The sequence below is a fragment of the Pseudomonas sp. Q2-TVG4-2 genome (genome assembly GCF_013620795.1).
Classification (GTDB): domain Bacteria; phylum Pseudomonadota; class Gammaproteobacteria; order Pseudomonadales; family Pseudomonadaceae; genus Stutzerimonas.
This window is the reverse complement of record NZ_LGLW01000003.1, coordinates 334,361-355,198: the sequence shown is the minus strand read 5'-3', so window position 1 is coordinate 355,198 and position 20,838 is coordinate 334,361. Positions and strand designations below refer to the sequence as shown.

Below are 20,838 nucleotides of genomic sequence, written 5' to 3'. Positions count from 1 at the left end.
CCTCTCTTCCCTTGAATTTGCTGAATCCGAACTATCCTTCAGTTCAGGCCATCCAAACAGGTGAAAGCCGTGCACCGGCTACCGGGCCTCAGGTTTTCGACCATTAGGTGTTCGGGGGGACTCCACAGGCCGAGCAGTCGGCCGTACCTGAATGCCTGATGACAACACCGGCTCCGAGCATCGTCCGAGGTGAAGTCATGAGCATTTTCAGCCATTTCCAGCAACGATTCGAAGCAACCCGCCAGGAGGAATATTCGCTCCAGGAATACCTCGACCTGTGCAAGGAAGACCGGGGTACCTACGCCACCGCCGCCGAGCGTCTGTTGGTCGCAATCGGCGAACCCGAGCTGATCGATACCTCGACCGATTCTCGATTGTCGCGGATCTTTTCCAACAAGGTGATCCGCCGCTATCCCGCGTTCGAAGACTTCCACGGGATGGAGGAGTGCATCGACCAGATCGTTTCGTACTTCCGCCATGCCGCTCAAGGGCTGGAAGAGAAGAAGCAGATCCTCTACCTCCTCGGTCCGGTGGGCGGTGGTAAATCGTCCCTCGCCGAAAAGCTCAAGCAGCTGATGGAGAAAGTGCCCTTTTACGCCATCAAGGGCTCGCCGGTGTTCGAATCACCGCTAGGCCTGTTCAACCCGGCCGAAGACGCTCAAATCCTTGAAGAGGACTACGGCATCCCGCGACGTTATTTGAATTCGATCATGTCGCCCTGGGCCACCAAGCGCTTGCAGGAGTTCGGCGGCGACATCAGCCAGTTCCGCGTGGTCAAGCTGTACCCCTCGATCCTCAACCAGATCGCAATCGCCAAAACAGAGCCGGGCGACGAGAACAACCAGGACATTTCGGCCCTGGTGGGTAAGGTCGATATTCGCAAGCTCGAGGAATACCCACAGAACGACGCCGATGCCTACAGCTACTCGGGCGCGCTCTGCCGTGCCAACCAGGGCATGATGGAATTCGTCGAGATGTTCAAAGCGCCGATCAAGGTGCTGCATCCGCTGCTGACCGCTACTCAGGAAGGCAACTACAACAGCACCGAGGGCCTCGGCGCGATTCCCTATAGCGGCATCCTGCTGGCCCACTCCAACGAATCGGAATGGCACACCTTCCGCAACAACAAGAACAACGAAGCGTTCATCGACCGTATCTATATCGTCAAGGTGCCGTACTGCCTGCGGGTCACTGACGAGATAAAGATCTACGACAAATTGCTGTTCAACAGCTCGCTATCGAAGGCTCACTGCGCCCCCGATACGCTGAAGATGCTGGCGCAGTTCTCGGTGCTGAGCCGTTTGAAAGAGCCGGAAAACTCCAACATCTATTCGAAGATGCGGGTCTACGACGGTGAGAACCTCAAGGACACCGACCCCAAGGCCAAGTCGATCCAGGAGTATCGCGACACCGCTGGCGTCGACGAGGGCATGAACGGGCTCTCGACTCGCTTCGCCTTCAAAATCCTGTCGAAGGTATTCAACTTCGATCCGCACGAGATCGCGGCCAACCCAGTGCACCTGCTTTATGTATTGGAGCAACAGATCGAGCAAGAGCAATTCCCTGCCGAGGTGCGTGAGCGTTACCTGCGATTCATCAAGGAATACCTGGCGCCGCGTTACGTCGATTTCATCGGCAAGGAAATTCAGACCGCCTATCTTGAGTCCTACAGCGAGTACGGCCAGAATATTTTTGACCGCTACGTGCTCTACGCCGACTTCTGGATTCAGGATCAGGAATACCGCGACCCGGAAACCGGCGAGATCCTCAACCGCGCCGCGCTCAACGAAGAGCTGGAGAAGATCGAAAAGCCGGCCGGCATCAGCAACCCGAAGGACTTCCGCAACGAGATCGTCAACTTCGTGCTGCGTGCCCGCGCCAACAACAACGGCAAGAACCCGTCCTGGCTGAGCTACGAAAAGCTGCGGGTGGTGATCGAGAAGAAAATGTTCTCCAACACCGAGGACCTGCTGCCGGTCATCAGCTTCAACGCCAAAGCCAGCAAGGAAGATCAGAAAAAGCACAGCGACTTCGTGGTGCGCATGGTCGAACGCGGCTATACCGAGAAACAGGTGCGCCTGCTTTCCGAATGGTATCTGCGGGTACGTAAATCACAGTAACGCAAAAGCCGCTTGAAGCTGGGCTGGACGACAGGAACAACAATTCGTCCAGCCTCCAGCCTCAGCCCGGAGGGCTCATATGAGTTACGTGATTGACCGCCGACTGAACGGCAAGAACAAGAGCACGGTGAATCGCCAGCGTTTCCTGCAGCGGTACCGTGGGCATATCAAGAAGGCGGTGGAAGAAGCCGTCGGGCGCCGCTCCATCACCGACATGGAACACGGCGAGCAGATCAGCATTCCCGGCCGCGATACCGATGAGCCGATCCTGCATCATGGACGCGGCGGTCGGCAGACCATCGTCCACCCCGGTAACAAGGAATTCGTCGCTGGCGAGCGCATCCCCCGGCCTCAGGGCGGCGGCGGTGGCCAGGGCGCGGGTCAAGCCAGCAACAGCGGCGAAGGCATGGATGATTTCGTCTTTCAAATCACCCAGGAGGAGTTTCTCGACTTCATGTTCGAGGACCTGGAGCTGCCCAATCTGGTGAAGCGACATCTGGCCGGCACCGATACCTTCAAGACTGTCCGCGCTGGCATCAGCAACGAAGGCAACCCGTCACGCATCAACATTATTCGCACCCTGCGCTCGGCCCACGCGCGCCGCATCGCATTGTCGGGCAGCAGCCGCGCCAAGCTGCGTGAGATCAAAGCCGAGCTGGCGCGTCTGAAGCTTGAGGAGCCTGCCAACTTTACCGACATCCAGGCAGCCGAAGAGGAGATCGAACGCCTCAGCGCACGCATCCACCGCGTTCCCTTTCTCGATACCTTCGACCTCAAATACAACCTGCTGGTCAAGCACCCCAATCCCAGCTCCAAGGCGGTGATGTTCTGCCTGATGGACGTATCGGGCTCCATGACCCAATCCACCAAGGACATCGCCAAGCGCTTCTTCATCCTCCTGTATCTGTTCCTCAAGCGGAACTACGACAAGATCGACGTGGTGTTCATTCGTCACCACACCAGTGCCAAGGAGGTTGATGAAGAAGAATTCTTCTACTCGCGGGAAACCGGCGGCACCATTGTGTCCAGTGCGCTGAAAATGATGCAGGAGATCATGGCCGAGCGTTACCCGGCCAACGAGTGGAACATCTATGCGGCGCAGGCTTCCGATGGCGACAACTGGAACGACGATTCGCCGATCTGCCGGGACATTCTGATCAACCAGATCATGCCCTTCGTCCAGTATTTCACCTACGTCGAAATCACCCCGCGCGAACATCAGGCGCTGTGGTACGAATATAACCAGGTGGCCGAGGCCTTCGGTGACTCGTTCGCCCAGCAGCAGCTGGTAACCGCAGGAGACATCTACCCGGTGTTCCGCGAACTGTTCCAGCGGCGCATGGCTAGCTGAGGTACGCAGTATGAAACGACAGCCCATTTCCACCGGTTCGGAATGGACCTTCGAGCTGATCCGCGCCTACGACCGCGAGATCGGTCGTATCGCCGAGCGCTACGCGTTGGATACCTACCCGAACCAGATCGAAGTCATCACCGCCGAACAGATGATGGACGCCTATGCCTCGGTGGGCATGCCGCTGGGCTATCACCATTGGTCCTACGGCAAGCACTTCCTCAGCACGGAAAAATCATACACCCGGGGACAGATGGGCCTGGCCTACGAGATCGTGATCAATTCCGACCCCTGCATCGCCTACCTGATGGAAGAAAACACCATCACCATGCAGGCGCTTGTGATCGCCCATGCCAGCTACGGTCACAACAGCTTCTTCAAGGGCAACTATCTGTTCCGCACCTGGACCGATGCCAGCTCGATCATTGACTACCTGGTCTTCGCCAAGCAGTACATCATGCAGTGCGAGGAACGCCACGGCATCGATGCGGTGGAAGACCTGCTCGACTCCTGTCACGCCCTGATGAACTACGGCGTCGACCGCTACAAGCGCCCTTACCCGATTTCCGCCGAGGAAGAACGCCGGCGGCAGAAGGATCGCGAAGAGCACCTGCAAAAGCAGATCAACGACCTCTGGCGGACCATTCCGAAGTCCAGCGAAAAGACCGACGAACGCGAGCGCGACCAGCGCTTCCCGGCCGAGCCGCAGGAAAATATCCTCTACTTCGTAGAGAAGCACGCACCGCTCCTGGAGCCTTGGCAGCGCGAAGTGGTGCGCATCGTGCGCAAGATCGCGCAGTACTTTTATCCGCAGCGCCAGACCCAGGTCATGAACGAGGGCTGGGCGACTTTCTGGCATTACACGCTGCTCAACGACCTGTACGACGAAGGGCTGGTGACTGACGGCTTCATGATGGAGTTCCTTCAATCGCATACTAGTGTGATCTATCAACCCGGCTTCGACAGCCCGTACTACAGCGGCATCAACCCCTATACCCTCGGTTTCGCCATGTATCAGGACATCCGCCGGATCTGCGAACACCCCACCGAGGAAGACAGGCGCTGGTTCCCGGACATCGCCGGCAGCGATTGGCTGACCACCGTGAAGTTCGCAATGAACAACTTCAAGGATGAGAGCTTCATCCTGCAGTTCCTTTCGCCGAAGGTCATCCGCGATCTCAAGCTATTCAGCATTCTCGACGACGACCACAGAGACGACCTGTTAGTACCCGCCATCCATGACGAGAGCGGGTACCACACTATCCGCGAATTGCTCGCGGCGCAGTACAACCTCGGCAATCGCGAGCCCAACGTGCAGGTTTGGAGTGTCGATCGCCGCGGTGATCGCTCGCTGACCCTGCGCCATCAGCAGCATGACCGCAAACCCCTGGGCGGCTCCACCGATGAAGTGCTCAAGCACTTGCACCGGCTCTGGGGGTTCGACGTGCATTTGCAATCGATGCAGGACGACAAGCTGGTCACCACTCATCACATGCCGCCCCGGGTAGAGCCGGACACCGAAAGCAAGTTCCCAGGCGTGAACCTGGCGCTGCCGCCGATCTGATCGGGACACGCCTTCGAACGACGGCTCGCCCTAGGTACCCGCGGCTTGCTGTCGCGGGGCTTTCGTTTATCCTCCGCCGGAACGGAGGAACACATGCAGATCTACAAAGTCGGCGGAGCGGTGCGTGATCGATTGCTGGGGCGGCCAGTGACCGAGGTGGATTGGGTCGTGGTCGGCTCCAGCGCCGAGGAAATGCAGGCCAAGGGCTATCGCCCGGTGGGGGCGGACTTCCCGGTGTTCCTGCATCCTGCTTCAGGCGAGGAATACGCGCTTGCCCGCACCGAGCGCAAGAGTGGCCGCGGTTATGGCGGTTTCACCTTCTACGCCAGCCCTGACGTTACGCTTGAAGAAGACCTGACCCGTCGCGACCTGACCATCAATGCCATGGCTGAGGATGAGCAGGGTAATCTGATCGACCCCTACGGAGGCCAGGCCGACCTCGCCGCCCGCCAGCTCAGGCATGTATCCCCTGCTTTCGCCGAGGACCCGTTACGGGTGCTGCGTGTGGCCCGCTTTGCAGCGCGCTATGCCGAGCTTGGTTTCAGCGTCGCGCCTGAAACGCAGGCGCTGATGCGCCAGCTTGCCGAGTCGGGAGAGCTTCAGGCGCTGACACCGGAACGCAGCTGGAAGGAGATCTCACGCGCCCTCATGGAGCCCCGCCCTGACGTGTTCGTGCAGGTACTGCGCGAATGCGGCGCGCTAAAGGAACTGTTTCCGGAAATCGACCGGCTGTTCAGCATGCCGCAAGCGCAGGCCAACCCCGCAGATACAGCTACCGGCGAACACATGCTCGCGGTAATGCGCCAGTGCGCTGCCCATGGACAGCCGTTAACGGTGCGCTGGTCCTGCCTATTACAGCACCTGGGCAGAACGGTAGCGCCGAACGTGCAGGGATCGGACTCCGGCAAAGCGGGAGTGCCGCTGATCGAGACCGTCAATGCTCGATTTAAAGTGCCGCGAGACTGCCAGGAACTGGCCACGCTGACCGGTGAGTTTCACGCTCAGGCTCATGGCGCAATGACGCTACCCGCGCCCCAGCTGTTCGAGTTGCTTCAGCATTTCGATATCTACCGTCGCCCGGACCGCTTCGAGCAGTTCATCGCCGCGTGCGAAATGGATGCGAAAGGCCGCGGCCTGGAGGCGCATGATTATCCACAGGCGGACTACCTGCGAGGCGCCGCCGAGTCCGCCCGCGCCGTTCAGGTGAAACCGTTGATCGAACAAGGCTACAAGGGAGCCGAGCTGGGCGAAGCTCTCAAGCGTGGTCGCCTGATCGCCGTTCAGGCGTACCAGTGTCAGACCCAGGACACCATCGACTGACCATATCGGGGCGAGCATCGCGGGGCTTTGGCGAAGCCCCGCGTACGTTCCGCGGCGCGCTCGCAGGTGCCGAGCTAGGGCCTGGAAAAGGAGCCTACCAGCGCGGCCGGAGTAAGCTCATCACCTCGCCAACGAAACGACACAGGCCACAGTTGCTGCTCGATGGTCGATTCGCGCCACAGTTCGGCGAAGCGTCGCCCCGTGCTGGGATGCGTCACATCCGGTGCCAATAGCGCCAGCGGCCAGAGCACGAAGGCATTCTTCAGCGTTTCCGGTCGCGGCAGCTCCAAGCCATGGAAGTTGCCCACCAGATCGTCATACAGCAGGACATCTATATCCAGCGGCAGACCTTTGCGGTCCGGCGCGTAGCGACCGTTATCCGCCTCGATGAACTTGAGCCTCCGGTCCAATTCCATCAACGGCAGGTCGGTGGTTCCGCACACGACAAGGTTGTAGAAATTGTCGCCCTTGTAACCCACCGCGAGGCTTTCGAAAACGGGCGAACAGCGCATGCCGCCGAGCAGCTGCTCCAGCGCATCGAGACCGGCGGTCAGATTCTGTTCGCGTCGGTTATTGCTGCCGAGCCCCAGCAGTACGCGAGTTAGTGGCATCCGCGTTCGATCTCCACGCCGAGCGCCGAGGCGCGCGCGTTGACGCCCGGCTTGGTAACCCGCAGTCGCAGCCAGGGGATACCAAACTGATTCATCAGGCCAGCAGCCAATCGCTCGGCAAAGGTCTCGACCAACTCGAAGCGCGACGCCTGCGCGAACCGATCGATGGCGGCGGTCACTTCGGCATAATCCAGCGCCTTGTCCAATTCGTCATTCTCTGCAGCGGGACGAACGTCCCAGCCGAGAGTCAGATCCAAACGCAGGCACTGCCGAATTCCACGCTCCCAATCATAGGCGCCAATCAGCGTATCCACTTCCAGCCCTTCGATGAAAACTGTATCCACGCAACTCTCTCCTACGGCACGACAACTTCGCCGCACGTCGTTAGACTCAGGAGCTCCCTGCCCCGGATGGATGCCATGTTTTGGCAACTGATTCTGCTCGCCTATCTGATCGGTTCTCTGTCATTCGCCATTCTACTCAGTCGCCTGACCGGCGCACCCGACCCGCGGGTTAGTGGCTCCGGCAATCCCGGCGCAACCAATATGCTGCGGCTCGCCGGCAGGCGCCTGGCGATCAGCACGCTATTTGGCGATCTGCTCAAGGGCCTGCTACCGGTCCTGCTCGCCGCAGCGCTGAGCTTATCTGTTCAGCAACAAGCCTGGATCGCACTTGCGGCGGTGCTCGGTCATCTTTATCCGTTGTACTTCCGCTTTCGTGGCGGCAAGGGCGTGGCTACCGCTGCCGGCGCCCTGCTCGGCCTGCATCCACCCACTGCACTGCTAGCCCTGATTATCTGGCTGCTGGTATTCAAGATTACCCGGACTAGCTCGCTAGCCGCGCTTGCCGCGTTACCGCTGTGCCTGCCTTTTCTGGCCTGGCAGCAGCCTGAAGCGCTCTGGCCGATGGTACTGCTGGCCGGATTGATCGTCTGGCGTCACCGGAACAATCTACGCGACCTGTTCGCGGGTACGGAACGGCACTTCTAGCTGGCAAGCAGGCTTATACCGGCGCCAGCATCTCCATCGGCCAGCGCGCCTGAACCGAAATCTCCGGCCCGTCCTGCTGGCCGGCCAGCAACCGCTGGCAACCGGCGTAGGCGATCATCGCACCATTGTCGGTACAGAAACGTGGCCGCGCATAAAACACCTGCCCCTTCAGCTCCCCGAGCATCGTTTCGAGGTTCTCACGCAACGCCGAATTGGCGCTTACGCCACCGGCGATCACCAGGTTATTCAAACCCGTCTGCTTCAGCGCGCGCCAGCATTTGATGGTCAGCGTCTCGACCACTGCCTGCTGGAAGGCCAGCGCGATATCGCAACGGGTTTGCTCACCGTCGTCGCCAGCGCTACGGCATTGCTGCCAGGTAGTGAGTGTTGAGGTCTTAAGGCCGCTGAAGCTGAAATCCAGCCCCGGCCGATCAGTCATGGGACGTGGAAAGAGGAAACGACCGGGTGTGCCGCGCTCGGCGAGCAGGGCGATCTCCGGACCGCCGGGATAACGCAACCCCATCAGTTTCGCCGTCTTGTCGAAAGCCTCGCCGGCAGCATCATCTACCGACTCGCCCAGCAGTTCGTAGCGGCCGATGCCATCGACCCGGACCAACTGCGTGTGCCCACCGGAGACCAGCAACGCCACAAAGGGGAACGCTGGCGGCTGCTCTTCAAGCATTGGCGCCAACAGATGACCTTCCATATGATGCACGCCGACCGCCGGCACGCCCCAGGCAAACGCCATTGCCTGCGCACACGAGGCCCCGACCAGCAACGCCCCCACCAGACCGGGACCGGCAGTGTAGGCAATCGCATCGATCTGGCTCGACTCGCGACCGGCTTCTGCAAGTACTTGGCGAATCAGTGGCAGCATCCGTTTGACGTGGTCACGCGAGGCCAGCTCCGGCACGACCCCGCCATAGACGCGATGCAAATCGATCTGACTGAACAGGGCATCGGCCAGCAGGCCGTGCTCGCTGTCGTACAGCGCGACGCCGGTCTCGTCGCATGAAGTTTCCAGCCCCAGCACCAGCATGGGTACGACCTTCCAGAGAAGCGAATGAAGCCGCGCATACTAATCGCCGGGACCAGCGACCGACCAGCGCTTTTCGATCAGGGGGCTTTGCATTCCACGCGGCAAGGCGTTAACATCCGCAACCCTTAAAACCAGCGTGCTCGCGATATTTGCCGAAGCGCGTTGTAACCGGTAAACAAGTGAAGGTACGTCCTGGATGCCCAACGTTAAAGTTAAAGAGAACGAACCATTCGACGTAGCTCTGCGTCGCTTCAAGCGTTCTTGCGAAAAAGCCGGTGTACTGGCTGAAGTCCGCAGCCGTGAGTTCTACGAGAAGCCGACTGCTGAGCGCAAGCGCAAAGCTGCTGCCGCAGTCAAGCGTCACGCCAAGAAAGTGCAGCGCGAACAGCGCCGCAGCGTTCGTCTGTACTGATCCAGTACAGCTGAAGCTGCATCAAGCCCGACAAACGTCGGGCTTTGCATTGAAATAGACTCCGCTTCGCCAGCTGGCGAATGGTCGGAGTTTTTTTCATTCCGGCCCGAACACCGCGAGCGTATTCTCATACCCCTATGGCCGGCTTGATCCCGCAATCATTCATTGATGACCTACTCAACCGCTCCGACATCGTCGAGGTGGTGAGTTCGCGCATCCAACTGAAAAAAGCCGGGAAAAACTACACGGCCTGCTGCCCGTTTCATAAAGAGAAGACGCCTTCGTTCAGCGTCAGCCCAGACAAGCAGTTCTACTACTGCTTCGGCTGCGGCGCTGGCGGTAACGCGCTCGGCTTCATCATGGACCACGACAGCCTGGAGTTCCCCCAGGCCGTCGAAGAGCTGGCCAAGCGCGCCGGCATGGAAGTTCCGCGCGAGGAAAGCGGCCCAGGGCGCAAGCCACGACAGCCAGTGGATTCGCCACTTTATCCGCTGCTCGAATCGGCCGCCGAGTACTACCGACAGGCGCTTAAGGGGCATCCGGCGCGCAAGGCCGCGGTGGAATACCTCAAAGGCCGCGGCCTGTCCGGCATCATCGCCAGAGATTTTGGCCTCGGCTTCGCGCCACCCGGCTGGGACAACCTGATGAAGCACTTGGGCGGCGACGCCCTACAGCAAAAAGCGATGATCGATGCCGGCCTACTGATCGAAAACGCCGAAACCGGCAGAAGCTACGATCGTTTTCGCGACCGGGTGATGTTTCCGATCCGCGACAGTCGCGGACGCGTCATTGCCTTTGGCGGCCGCGTACTGGGCGATGACAAGCCGAAGTATCTGAACTCACCGGAAACACCGGTTTTCCACAAGGGTCAGGAGCTCTACGGTCTCTACGAGGCACGCAAGGCCAATCGCGACCTGGATGAAATCATGGTCGTCGAAGGCTACATGGACGTGATCGCGCTGGCCCAGCAAGGCCTGCGCAACGCCGTCGCCACCCTTGGCACAGCCACCAGCGACGAGCATCTCAAGCGCCTGTTTCGCATCGTACCCAGCGTGCTGTTCTGTTTCGATGGTGATGCGGCTGGCCGCAAGGCCGCCTGGCGTGCGCTGGAATCGGCGCTGCCCAACCTGCAGGATGGCCGCCGCGCCCGCTTTCTGTTTCTGCCGGAAGGCGAAGATCCAGACACCTTGGTGCGAAGCGAAGGCACCGATGCCTTCATGGCTCGGATACAGCAACAAGCTCAGCCACTGGCCGACTATTTCTTCCAGCAGCTCAGCGAAGAAGCAGACCCGCGCTCACTGGAAGGCAAGGCCCACCTGGCCACCCTGGCGGCACCGCTCATCGAAAAGATACCCGGCGCCAACCTGCGTGCACTGATGCGCCAGCGCCTCGGCGAGATCACCGGACTGCACAGCGAAGCGCTTCAGCAGATGAGTACCTCGTCGCCAAAAGCAGCCCCGGAATACGACGACAGCGTGTATTACGACACGGGCTCCGGACAGGACGACAGCGACTACTACATACCGCCGGAGCCCGCCCATCAGAAGCGCAACAGCAAGAAAGAATGGAAAAAGGACTGGAAAAAGCCCGGCCAGCGTCCAGACTTCAGATCACGCACACCGAGAACGCCCGCGACTGTAGAACCACCGGCACTGACCACGCTGCGCACGCTGCTGCATCATCCAGAGCTTGCTCAAAAGGTCGAAGATGCCAGCCATTTCGCAGCAGAAGACGATACTTATGCCCAATTGCTCGTCGCGCTTCTCGGCACCTTGCAGAAGAATCCCAAGCTACGCAGCCTGCAATTGATTGCACGTTGGCATGGAACCGACCAGGGGCGCCTTTTACGCGCACTTGCAGAGAAAGAATGGCTGATCTCGGCCGATAACCTTGAACAACAGTTTTTCGACACCATAACCACTCTGGCCGCCAGGCAACGCGAGCGCAGCCTTGAATCGCTGCTCCGCAAAGCTCGCCAGGGTGAACTCAGCGCAGAGGAGAAAGAGCAACTGCGCAACCTGCTAAATCGCAACTCAACACCCGCTATATCGACCTCAACTGGCGCGTGAGGTCCTTGCTCAGCTATAATGCTCAGCTTGTTTTCAGCCCGCCAGAACCGTCAGTGGATAGGGTTATATGTCCGGAAAAGCGCAACAGCAGTCCCGTCTCAAAGAATTGATCCAGCGTGGCCGTGAGCAGGGTTACCTGACTTACGCCGAGGTCAATGACCATCTACCGGAGGATATTTCCGACCCGGAACAGGTGGAAGACATCATTCGCATGATCAACGACATGGGTATCAATGTATTCGAGGTTGCCCCGGATGCCGATGCCCTGTTGCTGGCCGAAGCCGATACCGATGAAGCCGCCGCGGAAGAAGCCGCTGCGGCACTTGCCGCTGTCGAAACCGACATTGGCCGTACTACAGACCCCGTGCGCATGTATATGCGTGAGATGGGCACCGTCGAACTGCTGACCCGCGAAGGCGAGATTGAAATCGCCAAACGCATCGAGGAAGGCATTCGCGAGGTGATGAGCGCCATTGCCCACTTCCCGGGCACCGTAGACAGCATTCTCGCTGATTACGAGCGCGTCACCAGCGAAGGCGGCCGTCTGTCCGACATCCTTAGTGGCTACATCGATCCTGACGACGACGGCGCTGCCGGTCCGCAGCAGGAAGTCGAGCCCGCCGCACCTCAGACAGCGGCAAAGCCGGCTGCTGGTGACAAGGAAGACGAGGAAGAAGACGACTCCGACAGCGATGAAGAAGAAGGCGATGGCGGCCCGGATCCGGAAGTCGCTCGCGTTCGCTTCGGCGCTGTTGCCGAGCAGCTGGACGTCGCCAAGAAGGCCCTGAAGAAGCATGGCCGCGGTAGCCAGCAGGCCACCGATGCACTGCAGGAGCTGGCAACGCTGTTCATGCCGATCAAGCTCATCCCCAAGCAGTACGATGCGCTGGTCGAACGTGTACGCAACGCCCTGAGCCAGGTCCGGGCCCAGGAACGCGCCATCATGCAGATCTGCGTCCGCGACGCACGCATGCCGCGCGCCGACTTCCTGCGCCAGTTCCCAAATAACGAAACCGACCTGAACTGGGCCGATCAGTTGGCCGGGGGCAAAGCCAAGTACGCAGAAGCCATTGCCGCACGCAAGGAAGACATTCATCGCTGCCAGCAGAAGCTGCTCGCGCTGGAAGAAGAATGCGTACTGGCGATCGCCGACATCAAGGACATCAACCGTCGCATGTCCATCGGTGAAGCCAAGGCTCGCCGGGCGAAGAAAGAGATGGTCGAGGCCAACCTGCGCCTGGTGATCTCCATCGCCAAGAAGTACACCAACCGCGGCCTGCAATTTCTCGACCTGATTCAGGAAGGCAACATCGGCCTGATGAAGGCGGTGGACAAGTTCGAATATCGCCGCGGTTACAAGTTCTCGACCTACGCCACCTGGTGGATTCGCCAGGCGATCACTCGCTCCATTGCCGACCAGGCGCGGACCATCCGCATCCCGGTGCATATGATCGAGACGATCAACAAGCTCAACCGCATCTCCCGTCAGATGCTGCAGGAAATGGGTCGCGAGCCCACGCCTGAAGAGCTTGGCGAGCGCATGGAAATGCCCGAGGACAAGATCCGCAAGGTACTGAAGATCGCCAAAGAGCCAATCTCCATGGAGACGCCGATTGGTGATGACGAAGATTCGCACCTGGGTGACTTCATCGAAGACTCCGCCATGCAATCGCCGATTGACGTGGCGACGGTGGAAAGCCTCAAGGAAGCCACCCGCGAAGTCCTCTCCGGCCTCACCGCACGGGAAGCCAAAGTACTGCGCATGCGCTTCGGCATCGACATGAACACCGACCACACCCTAGAGGAAGTCGGCAAACAGTTCGATGTCACCCGTGAGCGGATCCGGCAGATTGAAGCCAAGGCGCTGCGCAAGCTGCGCCACCCGACGAGAAGCGAGCATCTGCGCTCATTCCTCGACGAGTAAACCAGAACCCCCGGCCCGCGCCGGGGGTTTTGCATTCAGTACCAGCAAAACAACAATGCGCGCTCAGCTTCGCTTGGCGCACCCGCAACACCACCGGTATAATCCGCCGGCCTCTGAGGGCCTATAGCTCAGTTGGTTAGAGCAGAGGACTCATAATCCTTTGGTCCACGGTTCGAGTCCGTGTGGGCCCACCAACTCCAAAGCCGCGCACCGCGCGGCTTTTTCGTTTCTGACTGCCTGACAGCGCGATGTTTCTCGCGAGACGAAAGCGGGACGGTGATCCGCCGAAAAATAACCAAATCGAATATAAACCAGAATAAACGTTCCTAGACTCTCTAAGCGTTGCCTCCTATCGTTCGCGCGGGGCCGCTGTCTGTGGCCGGTTGTTACGCCACGTTAAGGACGCTCATGCTCTTCGAATCGCTGCCGCTCCTGTTCGTCTGTGCCTTGTTGCTGTGGGTGCTGGTGTCCTTCGTGCGCGAGACGTGGAGCCCGGATGTCGTGGTGGCGATCGCGGTGGGCGTGCTGATCGCGAGCCAGTTGCTGACCCCGGCAGAAGTGTTGGGCGTCTTATCCAATTCCGCGCCGGTCACCATCGCCTGCATGTTCGTGATATCCGCGGCGCTGGAGCGCACCGGTTGTATCGATGCGCTGGGCAACTGGCTGGGTGGGCTCGTCGGCACCAGCCCGACCCGGGTGCTTGGTGGTTTGACGATTACCGCGCTGGTCATTTCGGCCTTTCTCAACAATACCCCGGTCGTTGCGATCCTGACGCCGGTGGCGATCTCACTGGCCAAGCGTGCCGGCACCACGCCTTCGAAGCTGCTGATCCCACTGTCCTACGCCACCATCCTCGGCGGCACGCTGACGATGATCGGCACCTCCACCAACATTCTGGTCGACGGCGTGGCGCGCAAGGCTGGTCTTCCGCCGTTCGGCATGTTCGAGATCACTGGCGCGGCGCTGGTGCTCGCCGCGGCCGGCATGCTCTACATGATGACTATCGGCAAGCGGCTGCTGCCGGAGCGCGACACATTGTCCAAGCTGCTCGGGCCAAGGCTCGATCGCACCTTTATGAGCGAGTTGCGGGTCCCTCAGGGCTCCCCGGTCATTGGCAAGAGCATTGCCGAAGCCAACCTCAATGGTGGCAGCGGCCTGCAGGTGCTGCAGGTCAACCGCGGCGTTCACCTGCACAGCCGGCCGGAACAGGACTTCAGCCTGCTGGCTGGCGATGTTCTGGTGATCCACGGGCAGGTGAAGGACGTGGTCGAGCTGCGGGGCAGCGGGCATCTAACCTTCAATCGCGGCGACGCCTTCGAGACCATCAGCAGCGAAGACGAAGTGCTCGCTGAAGCCATTGTCGGTCGCAATTCGCGTTACAGCCACAGACCGATGCGTGATCTCGACCTTAGCGCCCGCTACGGCATCAACGTGCTCGCCGTGCACCGCCAGGACGAGAACATCCAAGGTAACCTGGACGACTTCCAGTTGCAGTTCGGCGACGTGATGCTGGTCGAGGGCACGCCGGCGCAGATCAAGCGCTTCGCCGACAACGGTGAGCTGATCAGCCTCAACGCCGTGCAAGAGCGCGCGTTTCGCCGCGACAAGGCGCCAATCGCCATTGGCACTACGTTGATGGTGATGTTGCTGGCGGCGTTCGGTGTGATGCCCATCGAGGGTCTGGCGATCATGGGCGCCGCTGCGGTGTTGGCCACCCGCTGCCTGGATGTCGAAGATGCCTACAAGGCGGTGGACTGGAAGATTCTCAGCCTGATCTTTGGGATGCTCGCCATCAGCGTGGCAATGAGCAAGGTCGGACTGGTCGAGCTGATCGTCTCCAGCGTCGTCGACCTGACGCCCTGGGCTGGGCCGCTGTTCATGCTGGGGTTCATCTACCTGTTCACGTCGGTGCTCACCGAGATCCTGTCCAACAATGCGGTCGCCGTGCTGGTCACCCCGATCGCCATTGGCCTCGCCCAGCAACTCGGCATCGACCCTCGCGCCTTCGTGGTCGCGGTGATGTTCGCCGCCAGCGCCAGTTTCGCCACGCCCATCGGTTATCAGACCAACACCTTTGTCTACAATGCCGGTGGCTACCGCTTCGTCGACTTTCTCAAGGTTGGTATTCCGCTGAATCTCTTACTGTGGGTCGTCGCGACATTGGTGATTCCACTGTTCTGGCCGTTGACACCGCTGTAGGGCGACAATCAGGCGCAACGTATCCTAGCGAACCTGTTTTTGCCGCCGTCGACGCTACCTTGATATCCAGCTCCCCGCCTCCACCTAAATAATCAGCACGCCATCGTGGAGAATCCTTATGAGCGCCCTCGTCGTTCCCTGCGCGCACTGCGCCGGGCTCAACCGAATCCCCTCCGACCGACTGTCCGAGGCGCCACGTTGCGGTCGCTGCAAAGCCAAGGTGCTGGTCGACGCCCCCTTCGATGTCAACCAGGCGAGCTTCGCCAGTCAGATCAAGGGCGACCTTCCCTTACTGGTAGACGTATGGGCGAGCTGGTGCGGACCCTGCCGGAGCTTCGCACCGACCTTCGCCCAGGCCGCCGCCCAGCTGCAGGGGCGCTGCCGGCTGGCCAAACTGGACAGCGAGGCCAACCCGCAGCTGTCGACCCAGCTCGGCATTCGCTCGATTCCCAGCCTGATCCTATTCAAGGAGGGACGCGAAATCGCACGCCAGAGCGGCGCGCTTCCGTTGCCGCAGTTGCTGGCATGGCTCAATCAGCAGGGAGTATGACGAGCGCCTGTCGCTGACAGATTCCGTATGGCGGAACGTTGCACCTAGACACGCTTCATCCCGGGTGGCGCTCCATCCCAAAAGCAGAAGCGGCTCCGCAGCGCACAGGAAAACCCATAACAGACCATGCATTTCGCTTCCGGTTCCATGAAGCAAGCGCACCTTTTATCCGGATATACCACGCAACGTTTGCCTCAGTCGGATCGCGATTGGATAATGCCGCCACTTTCACGGCGGATAATTTACCGATAGTCGCTGTACAGGGACGTCGACACGCCAATAACAAGGCTCGCGGGCGAGCCGGTGAGTTCTCGCGTGATTCAATTCGATATCGATAAATGGCAGGCCTGGGCTCCGGGCCTGGCGAGCGCCGACGACTGGGCGATTTGGGCCCGGGATCCGTGCGACCCGGAGAGCAGCGACGCACAGCCGGATGTGAGTTTTCTGCCGCCCATGCAGCGTCGGCGGCTGAGCCGCTTGGCGCGCATGGTCTTCGCCGTGACCGCACCGCTAGCGGCCGGACACCCTCCGATGCCCCTGGTTTATGCCTCACGTCACGGCGAAACCGCACGCACCTTCGCCATTCTCAATGACCTGGCAAGTGACGAGCCCCTTTCCCCAACGCAGTTCAGCCTGTCGGTGCACAACGCGATCATCGGCCTCTGGTCGATTCAGCAGAAAAACCCCAGCGAAATGACCGCGCTCGCCGCGGAAGGTGATGGCCTGGAACATGCCGTGCTTGAAGCCTCCCTACTGCTCGGCGAGGGTGCTCCGGCCGTTCTGGTGGTGGTCGCCGAAGACCAAACCCCCTCCGTTTATGCTCCCTGGATCAGCGATGTCAGCTTTCCCTATGCCGTCGCGCTGCTGCTCAAGCCGGGCAGCACGTGGCAACTGCGGCTCGAAGCCGCCGATGGGCATGAGGCGCTGACACAGCGACCGCACGCGATCGAGCTGATCGGTGCATTGCTCAACGACCAGCCCACCTTTCAGCATCGATGGGGGAGACGCCGATGGAGCTGGCAGCAGACTCGTTGAATAAACGGCCCAACACGCCCTGGCCGTGGCGTCTGGTCGCGACCGGGCTGTCATTCATCCTGTTCGGTCTCGGTGGGCTTTGCCTGCGGCTGGTCATATTTCCCCTCCTCGGATTGCTTCCGGGTGAGGCAGCCAAGCGCCGTCGCCGGGCTCGTCAAACGGTGAGCCGGCTGTTCTGGCTGTTTGTCCAGTTCATGTATCGCAGCGGCGTGCTGACCTACGAAGTCGAGGGCGCGGAACGACTCGGCCGCCCCGGACAATTGGTGATTGCCAACCACCCTTCGCTGATCGACGTGGTGGTACTGATCGCGCTGATCCGCGACGCCAACTGCGTCGTCAAGCAAAGTCTCTGGGACAATCCGTTCACCCGTGGTCCGATCCGCGCGGCGCAGTACATCAGCAACAACGGCAGCGCCGAGATGCTCGATGAAGCCGCCGTGGTGCTGCAACAGGGCCAGACGTTGATCATCTTTCCCGAAGGCACTCGCACCACGCCCGGTCAGGCGCCGCGGTTCCATCGGGGCGCGGCCGCCATTGCCCTGCGCGGCGCAAGCCTGGTGACGCCGGTGGTGATCACGGTGTCGCCCACCACCCTGACCAAGGCCGAACCCTGGTACCGCATTCCGACAAGACGTTTTCATTTTCACCTGCGCGTTGGTGAGGATATCGACCCGCAGGAATTTGCCGTACGGGGAGCGGCGCCCATCGCCTCGCGGCGACTCAACGACCATCTGCACCAACACTTCATAAAGGAGCTCGCACTCGATGAGCCAACTGCAGCTTGAGATCAAGCAATTGATCATCGACGCCCTGGGTCTGGAAGACCTCGGCCCGGATGATATCGCGGCCGATCAATCGCTTTTCGGCGAAGGGCTCGGGCTGGACTCGGTCGACGCCCTGGAGTTGGGCCTGGCGATTCAGAAGCGCTTCGGCATCAAGATCGACGCCGACGCCAAAGACACCCGCAAGCACTTCGCCAGCGTCGACAGCCTGGCTGCCTACGTTAGCGCCAACCGCGCCGCCGCCTGAGGAGGAGCCCAACGTGAACAGTCGCAACGAGATCTTCCAGACCCTGCGCGATGCGCTGGTCGAGCTCTTCGAACTCGACCCCGAGCGCGTCAGCCTCGAAGCCAACCTCTATCAGGACCTGGAGATCGACAGCATCGATGCCGTCGACCTGATCGACCATATCAAGCGCCAGACCGGCAAAAAGATCGCTGCCGAAGAATTCAAGTCGGTGCGTACCGTGGGCGATGTCGTCGAGGCGGTGTATCGCCTGGTGAACCCGCAAACGGCGTGAGCCGCAACCTTCAAGGAAGCCAGACATCTCCCGGCCACCCGGACGGGAGATGTCTGCGTTATGCACCCTGCTCGCCAACGGATGACATGCGATGCACGTAACCACTCGAACAGGCAAGGCGAACGCCAACCGGCTGATTGGCTTCGGCCTGCTGTTGGCCGGTCTCGCCTACCCGTTTGCCGTGTACCTAGGGCTGGAGCACCTGTCGCCTCGACTGTTTGCCCTGCTGCTCGGTGCACTCTGGCTGGCACGCATCCTCGGCGGCCAGCAAACGCCGCTCAGCCGCACGCTGGCCGTCGTGGCCCTGCTGTTCTGCCTGCTGTTGGGGGTGGCGGGCGAGCCCGCGCTGCTGCGCTGGTATCCGGTGTTGATCAGCCTGGCGCTGCTCGGCTTGTTTGCCGGTAGCCTCTGCTCCGGCATGCCAATCATCGAGCGCCTGGCACGCCTGAGCGAGCCCGAGCTCCCGCCCGCGGCGGTGCGCTACACGCGGCAGGTGACTTGGGTCTGGGTGGGGTATTTCATCACCAATGCCGGTATCGCCAGCGGCCTCGCGCTGTGGGCGCCGCTGAGCTGGTGGACGTTGTACACCGGGTTGATCGCCTATCTGCTGATGGGATTGCTATTTGCGGGTGAGTGGCTGGTGCGCCAGCGAATCAGGAAAGGTAAATGAACTGGATTTCCTTGGAACACCTGCTCGATCAGACGCCCAGGTCGCGCCCGGTCATGCTGGAACCCCGCCTGGACCATGCCGAGCTGCGCCAGCAAGCGTTGCGCTTGGCCTCCGGGCTGCGCAATCGTGGCGTCGCCCGGCTCGCAGTCCATCTCGAGGATGCCGGCGAGCTGGCGATCGCATTGCTCGGTGCATGGCGAGCCGGCGTGACGGTGCTGCTGCCGGCAGACCTGCAACCCGCCAGCCGCGAGCGGTTGGCCCACCAGGCTGATCTCTGGTTGACCGATCAGGACGGCGACGCCCGAATTTCGGACCTGGAGGCCGAGCCGCTCGACGGGGCGAAACTGGACCTGGACCAATGCCGGCTGCTGCTCTGCACCTCCGGCTCCAGTGGCGAGCCGAAACTGATCGACAAGCGCCTGCGCCAGCTGGCGAACGAAGTGGAAATACTCGAAGCCTGCTGGGGCGCCGACCTCGGCGATGCCTGCGTGATCGCCAGCGTCGCCGCGCAGCACATCTATGGCTTGTTGTTTCGGGTGCTCTGGCCTTTATGCGCCGGCCGCCCCTTCCTGCGCCGGGCGCTGCCCTTCTCCGAAGACATTCAACTGGCCAGTCGTCAGCACCCCAGCTTTTGCTGGGTAGCCAGCCCAGCACTGCTCAAGCGGATGGGGGACAACCTCGACTGGCCTGCCTTGCGCAGCGTGCGGCGGGTCTTTTCTTCGGGCGGACCGCTCGATGCCGATGCCGCGCAGCGATTGCAGCAGCGCCTGGGCCAGCTGCCGACGGAAATCTACGGCAGCTCGGAAACCGGCGGCATCGCCTGGCGTCAGGGCGGCAGCCTGTGGCAGCCATTCACTGCAGTGCAGCTGAGCCAGGACGAACAGGGCGCGCTGCGCATCGCTTCGCCCTGCCTGCCGCCGGGCCATGTCGAGCAGACGGCCGATGCTGCGCGAATCGAGGACGACGGGCGCTTCGAGCTGCTCGGACGATTGGATCGCATCGTCAAGCTGGAAGAAAAACGCATCTCCCTGCCGATGCTGGAAACAGCTTTGGCCACGCACCCTTTCGTCAGCGAAGCGCGCGTCGGCGTGATTACCAACAACCGGGCCTACCTCGCCGCACTGGTCGCGCTCAACCACGCCGGCCTGCATGCATTGCGCAACGGCGGCCGGCGTGCTCTGACCGAGGCCCTTCGCATGCATCTGGCAAGCCACTGCGAGGCAATGGCGCTGCCACGGCGCTGGCGTCTGGTCCGGCAGCTGCCGTATACCACCCAGGGCAAACTGCCGCAGACGCTACTCGATAGCCTATTGCAGGCGCCACGCCCGTTGCTGCCCGAACGCATCAGCTCAACGCGACATGGCGATCAATGGCAGCTCGAATTAGGTGTGCCGCCAGACCTGGCGCATTTCTCCGGTCATTTCCCACAGACGCCGGTGCTACCCGGTGTGGTGCAGATCGACTGGGCCATCGCCCTGGCACGGGAGCTGCTCGAAGACCTTCCGCCGCGTTTTCAGGGCATGGAGGTCCTTAAGTTCCAACAGCTCGCCCGCCCGGGCGACACACTGCATCTGACCCTGCGCTTTGATCGCGAGCGCAGCAAGCTCTACTTCGCATACCGCAACGGCGACGCGCCCTGCTCGTCCGGCCGCATTCTGCTGGGAGAACACCCGTGACTACCCTCA

General features: G+C 61.0%; 19 protein-coding genes and 1 tRNA gene. 17 read left to right on the top strand and 3 right to left on the bottom strand.

Annotated elements, in window-relative coordinates:
- The first annotated feature begins 197 nt into the window (after positions 1 to 197).
- From H3028_RS08030 to H3028_RS08015, 4 genes are all read left to right on the top strand, one after another.
- On the top strand, positions 198 to 2,120 hold the full coding sequence (locus H3028_RS08030; protein WP_181296498.1) for a PrkA family serine protein kinase: 1,923 nt from the start codon (positions 198 to 200) through the stop codon (positions 2,118 to 2,120).
- A gap of 79 nt (positions 2,121 to 2,199) precedes the next feature.
- Positions 2,200 to 3,471: a YeaH/YhbH family protein gene (locus H3028_RS08025; RefSeq protein WP_181296497.1), complete on the top strand. Its 1,272-nt coding sequence runs from the start codon at positions 2,200 to 2,202 to the stop codon at positions 3,469 to 3,471.
- Between the two features lie 10 nt (positions 3,472 to 3,481).
- The gene (locus H3028_RS08020; protein ID WP_181296496.1) at positions 3,482 to 5,035 is read left to right on the top strand and encodes a SpoVR family protein; all 1,554 of its coding nucleotides are present in this window, start codon (positions 3,482 to 3,484) and stop codon (positions 5,033 to 5,035) included.
- Positions 5,036 to 5,128: 93 nt separating this feature from the next.
- Entirely contained in the window at positions 5,129 to 6,355 is a 1,227-nt protein-coding gene (locus tag H3028_RS08015) for a multifunctional CCA addition/repair protein (protein WP_181296495.1), read from the top strand.
- A gap of 74 nt (positions 6,356 to 6,429) precedes the next feature.
- Here H3028_RS08015 and folK read toward each other — a convergent pair whose 3' ends face one another.
- Together folK and folB are read right to left on the bottom strand one after the other, a co-directional pair.
- On the bottom strand, positions 6,430 to 6,966 hold the full coding sequence (gene folK, locus H3028_RS08010) for a 2-amino-4-hydroxy-6-hydroxymethyldihydropteridine diphosphokinase (protein WP_181296494.1): 537 nt from the start codon (positions 6,964 to 6,966) through the stop codon (positions 6,430 to 6,432).
- Positions 6,957 to 7,310, bottom strand: a complete 354-nt coding sequence (gene folB / locus H3028_RS08005; protein ID WP_181296493.1) for a dihydroneopterin aldolase — start codon at positions 7,308 to 7,310, stop codon at positions 6,957 to 6,959. Before folB ends, folK begins: the two co-directional genes overlap by 10 nt.
- 75 nt (positions 7,311 to 7,385) lie before the next feature.
- On the opposite strand from folB, the gene plsY reads away from it, so the two are divergent.
- A complete protein-coding gene (plsY, locus tag H3028_RS08000; RefSeq protein WP_181296492.1) occupies positions 7,386 to 7,955 on the top strand; it encodes a glycerol-3-phosphate 1-O-acyltransferase PlsY in 570 nt (189 codons plus the stop codon).
- A gap of 13 nt (positions 7,956 to 7,968) precedes the next feature.
- Here plsY and tsaD read toward each other — a convergent pair whose 3' ends face one another.
- Entirely contained in the window at positions 7,969 to 8,994 is a 1,026-nt protein-coding gene (gene tsaD / locus H3028_RS07995; RefSeq protein ID WP_181296491.1) for a tRNA (adenosine(37)-N6)-threonylcarbamoyltransferase complex transferase subunit TsaD, read from the bottom strand.
- Positions 8,995 to 9,190: 196 nt separating this feature from the next.
- On the opposite strand from tsaD, the gene rpsU reads away from it, so the two are divergent.
- The 12 genes from rpsU (at position 9,191) to H3028_RS07935 (ending at position 20,829) form a co-directional block, all read left to right on the top strand.
- A complete protein-coding gene (gene rpsU, locus H3028_RS07990) occupies positions 9,191 to 9,406 on the top strand; it encodes a 30S ribosomal protein S21 (RefSeq protein WP_003283508.1) in 216 nt (71 codons plus the stop codon).
- A 137-nt stretch (positions 9,407 to 9,543) separates the two neighbouring features.
- Positions 9,544 to 11,475 (top strand): DNA primase, encoded by a 1,932-nt coding sequence (dnaG, locus tag H3028_RS07985; RefSeq protein ID WP_181296490.1) that lies wholly within the window; start codon positions 9,544 to 9,546, stop codon positions 11,473 to 11,475.
- A gap of 67 nt (positions 11,476 to 11,542) precedes the next feature.
- Positions 11,543 to 13,399, top strand: a complete 1,857-nt coding sequence (gene rpoD / locus H3028_RS07980) for an RNA polymerase sigma factor RpoD (protein ID WP_181296489.1) — start codon at positions 11,543 to 11,545, stop codon at positions 13,397 to 13,399.
- 117 nt (positions 13,400 to 13,516) lie between these two features.
- Positions 13,517 to 13,593: transfer RNA gene (locus H3028_RS07975), tRNA-Ile, on the top strand.
- A 214-nt stretch (positions 13,594 to 13,807) separates the two neighbouring features.
- Positions 13,808 to 15,598 (top strand): SLC13 family permease, encoded by a 1,791-nt coding sequence (locus H3028_RS07970; RefSeq protein WP_181296488.1) that lies wholly within the window; start codon positions 13,808 to 13,810, stop codon positions 15,596 to 15,598.
- Positions 15,599 to 15,716: 118 nt separating this feature from the next.
- The gene (gene trxC, locus H3028_RS07965; protein ID WP_181296487.1) at positions 15,717 to 16,148 is read left to right on the top strand and encodes a thioredoxin TrxC; all 432 of its coding nucleotides are present in this window, start codon (positions 15,717 to 15,719) and stop codon (positions 16,146 to 16,148) included.
- A 315-nt stretch (positions 16,149 to 16,463) separates the two neighbouring features.
- Positions 16,464 to 17,183 (top strand): beta-ketoacyl synthase chain length factor, encoded by a 720-nt coding sequence (locus H3028_RS07960; RefSeq protein ID WP_181296486.1) that lies wholly within the window; start codon positions 16,464 to 16,466, stop codon positions 17,181 to 17,183.
- Positions 17,159 to 17,968 carry a 1-acyl-sn-glycerol-3-phosphate acyltransferase gene (locus tag H3028_RS07955; protein WP_181296485.1) on the top strand — a complete coding sequence of 270 codons (810 nt, stop codon included), beginning with the start codon at positions 17,159 to 17,161 and terminating at the stop codon, positions 17,966 to 17,968. Before H3028_RS07960 ends, H3028_RS07955 begins: the two co-directional genes overlap by 25 nt.
- Positions 17,949 to 18,212, top strand: coding sequence for a phosphopantetheine-binding protein (locus H3028_RS07950; protein WP_181296484.1), 264 nt, complete (start codon positions 17,949 to 17,951; stop codon positions 18,210 to 18,212). Before H3028_RS07955 ends, H3028_RS07950 begins: the two co-directional genes overlap by 20 nt.
- A 13-nt stretch (positions 18,213 to 18,225) precedes the next feature.
- On the top strand, positions 18,226 to 18,483 hold the full coding sequence (locus H3028_RS07945; protein WP_181296483.1) for an acyl carrier protein: 258 nt from the start codon (positions 18,226 to 18,228) through the stop codon (positions 18,481 to 18,483).
- 91 nt (positions 18,484 to 18,574) lie between these two features.
- Positions 18,575 to 19,153 carry a hypothetical protein gene (locus tag H3028_RS07940; RefSeq protein WP_181296482.1) on the top strand — a complete coding sequence of 193 codons (579 nt, stop codon included), beginning with the start codon at positions 18,575 to 18,577 and terminating at the stop codon, positions 19,151 to 19,153.
- Complete coding sequence (locus tag H3028_RS07935; protein ID WP_181296481.1) at positions 19,150 to 20,829, top strand: acyl-CoA synthetase family protein; 1,680 nt, start codon at positions 19,150 to 19,152, stop codon at positions 20,827 to 20,829. The genes H3028_RS07940 and H3028_RS07935 overlap by 4 nt, the downstream gene beginning before the upstream one ends.
- The last annotated feature ends 9 nt before the right edge of the window (positions 20,830 to 20,838 follow it).

Bases quoted from the DNA above. Each gene is read 5' to 3' on its own strand.
- H3028_RS08030 (WP_181296498.1), top strand. From the start codon at position 198: ATGAGCATTTTCAGCCATTTCCAGCAACGATTCGAAGCAACCCGCCAG.
- H3028_RS08025 (WP_181296497.1), top strand. From the start codon at position 2,200: ATGAGTTACGTGATTGACCGCCGACTGAACGGCAAGAACAAGAGCACG.
- H3028_RS08020 (WP_181296496.1), top strand. From the start codon at position 3,482: ATGAAACGACAGCCCATTTCCACCGGTTCGGAATGGACCTTCGAGCTG.
- H3028_RS08015 (WP_181296495.1), top strand. From the start codon at position 5,129: ATGCAGATCTACAAAGTCGGCGGAGCGGTGCGTGATCGATTGCTGGGG.
- folK (WP_181296494.1), bottom strand. From the start codon at position 6,966: ATGCCACTAACTCGCGTACTGCTGGGGCTCGGCAGCAATAACCGACGC.
- plsY (WP_181296492.1), top strand. From the start codon at position 7,386: ATGTTTTGGCAACTGATTCTGCTCGCCTATCTGATCGGTTCTCTGTCA.
- tsaD (WP_181296491.1), bottom strand. From the start codon at position 8,994: ATGCTGGTGCTGGGGCTGGAAACTTCATGCGACGAGACCGGCGTCGCG.
- rpsU (WP_003283508.1), top strand. From the start codon at position 9,191: ATGCCCAACGTTAAAGTTAAAGAGAACGAACCATTCGACGTAGCTCTG.
- dnaG (WP_181296490.1), top strand. From the start codon at position 9,544: ATGGCCGGCTTGATCCCGCAATCATTCATTGATGACCTACTCAACCGC.
- rpoD (WP_181296489.1), top strand. From the start codon at position 11,543: ATGTCCGGAAAAGCGCAACAGCAGTCCCGTCTCAAAGAATTGATCCAG.
- H3028_RS07970 (WP_181296488.1), top strand. From the start codon at position 13,808: ATGCTCTTCGAATCGCTGCCGCTCCTGTTCGTCTGTGCCTTGTTGCTG.
- trxC (WP_181296487.1), top strand. From the start codon at position 15,717: ATGAGCGCCCTCGTCGTTCCCTGCGCGCACTGCGCCGGGCTCAACCGA.
- H3028_RS07955 (WP_181296485.1), top strand. From the start codon at position 17,159: ATGGAGCTGGCAGCAGACTCGTTGAATAAACGGCCCAACACGCCCTGG.
- H3028_RS07950 (WP_181296484.1), top strand. From the start codon at position 17,949: ATGAGCCAACTGCAGCTTGAGATCAAGCAATTGATCATCGACGCCCTG.
- H3028_RS07940 (WP_181296482.1), top strand. From the start codon at position 18,575: ATGCACGTAACCACTCGAACAGGCAAGGCGAACGCCAACCGGCTGATT.
- H3028_RS07935 (WP_181296481.1), top strand. From the start codon at position 19,150: ATGAACTGGATTTCCTTGGAACACCTGCTCGATCAGACGCCCAGGTCG.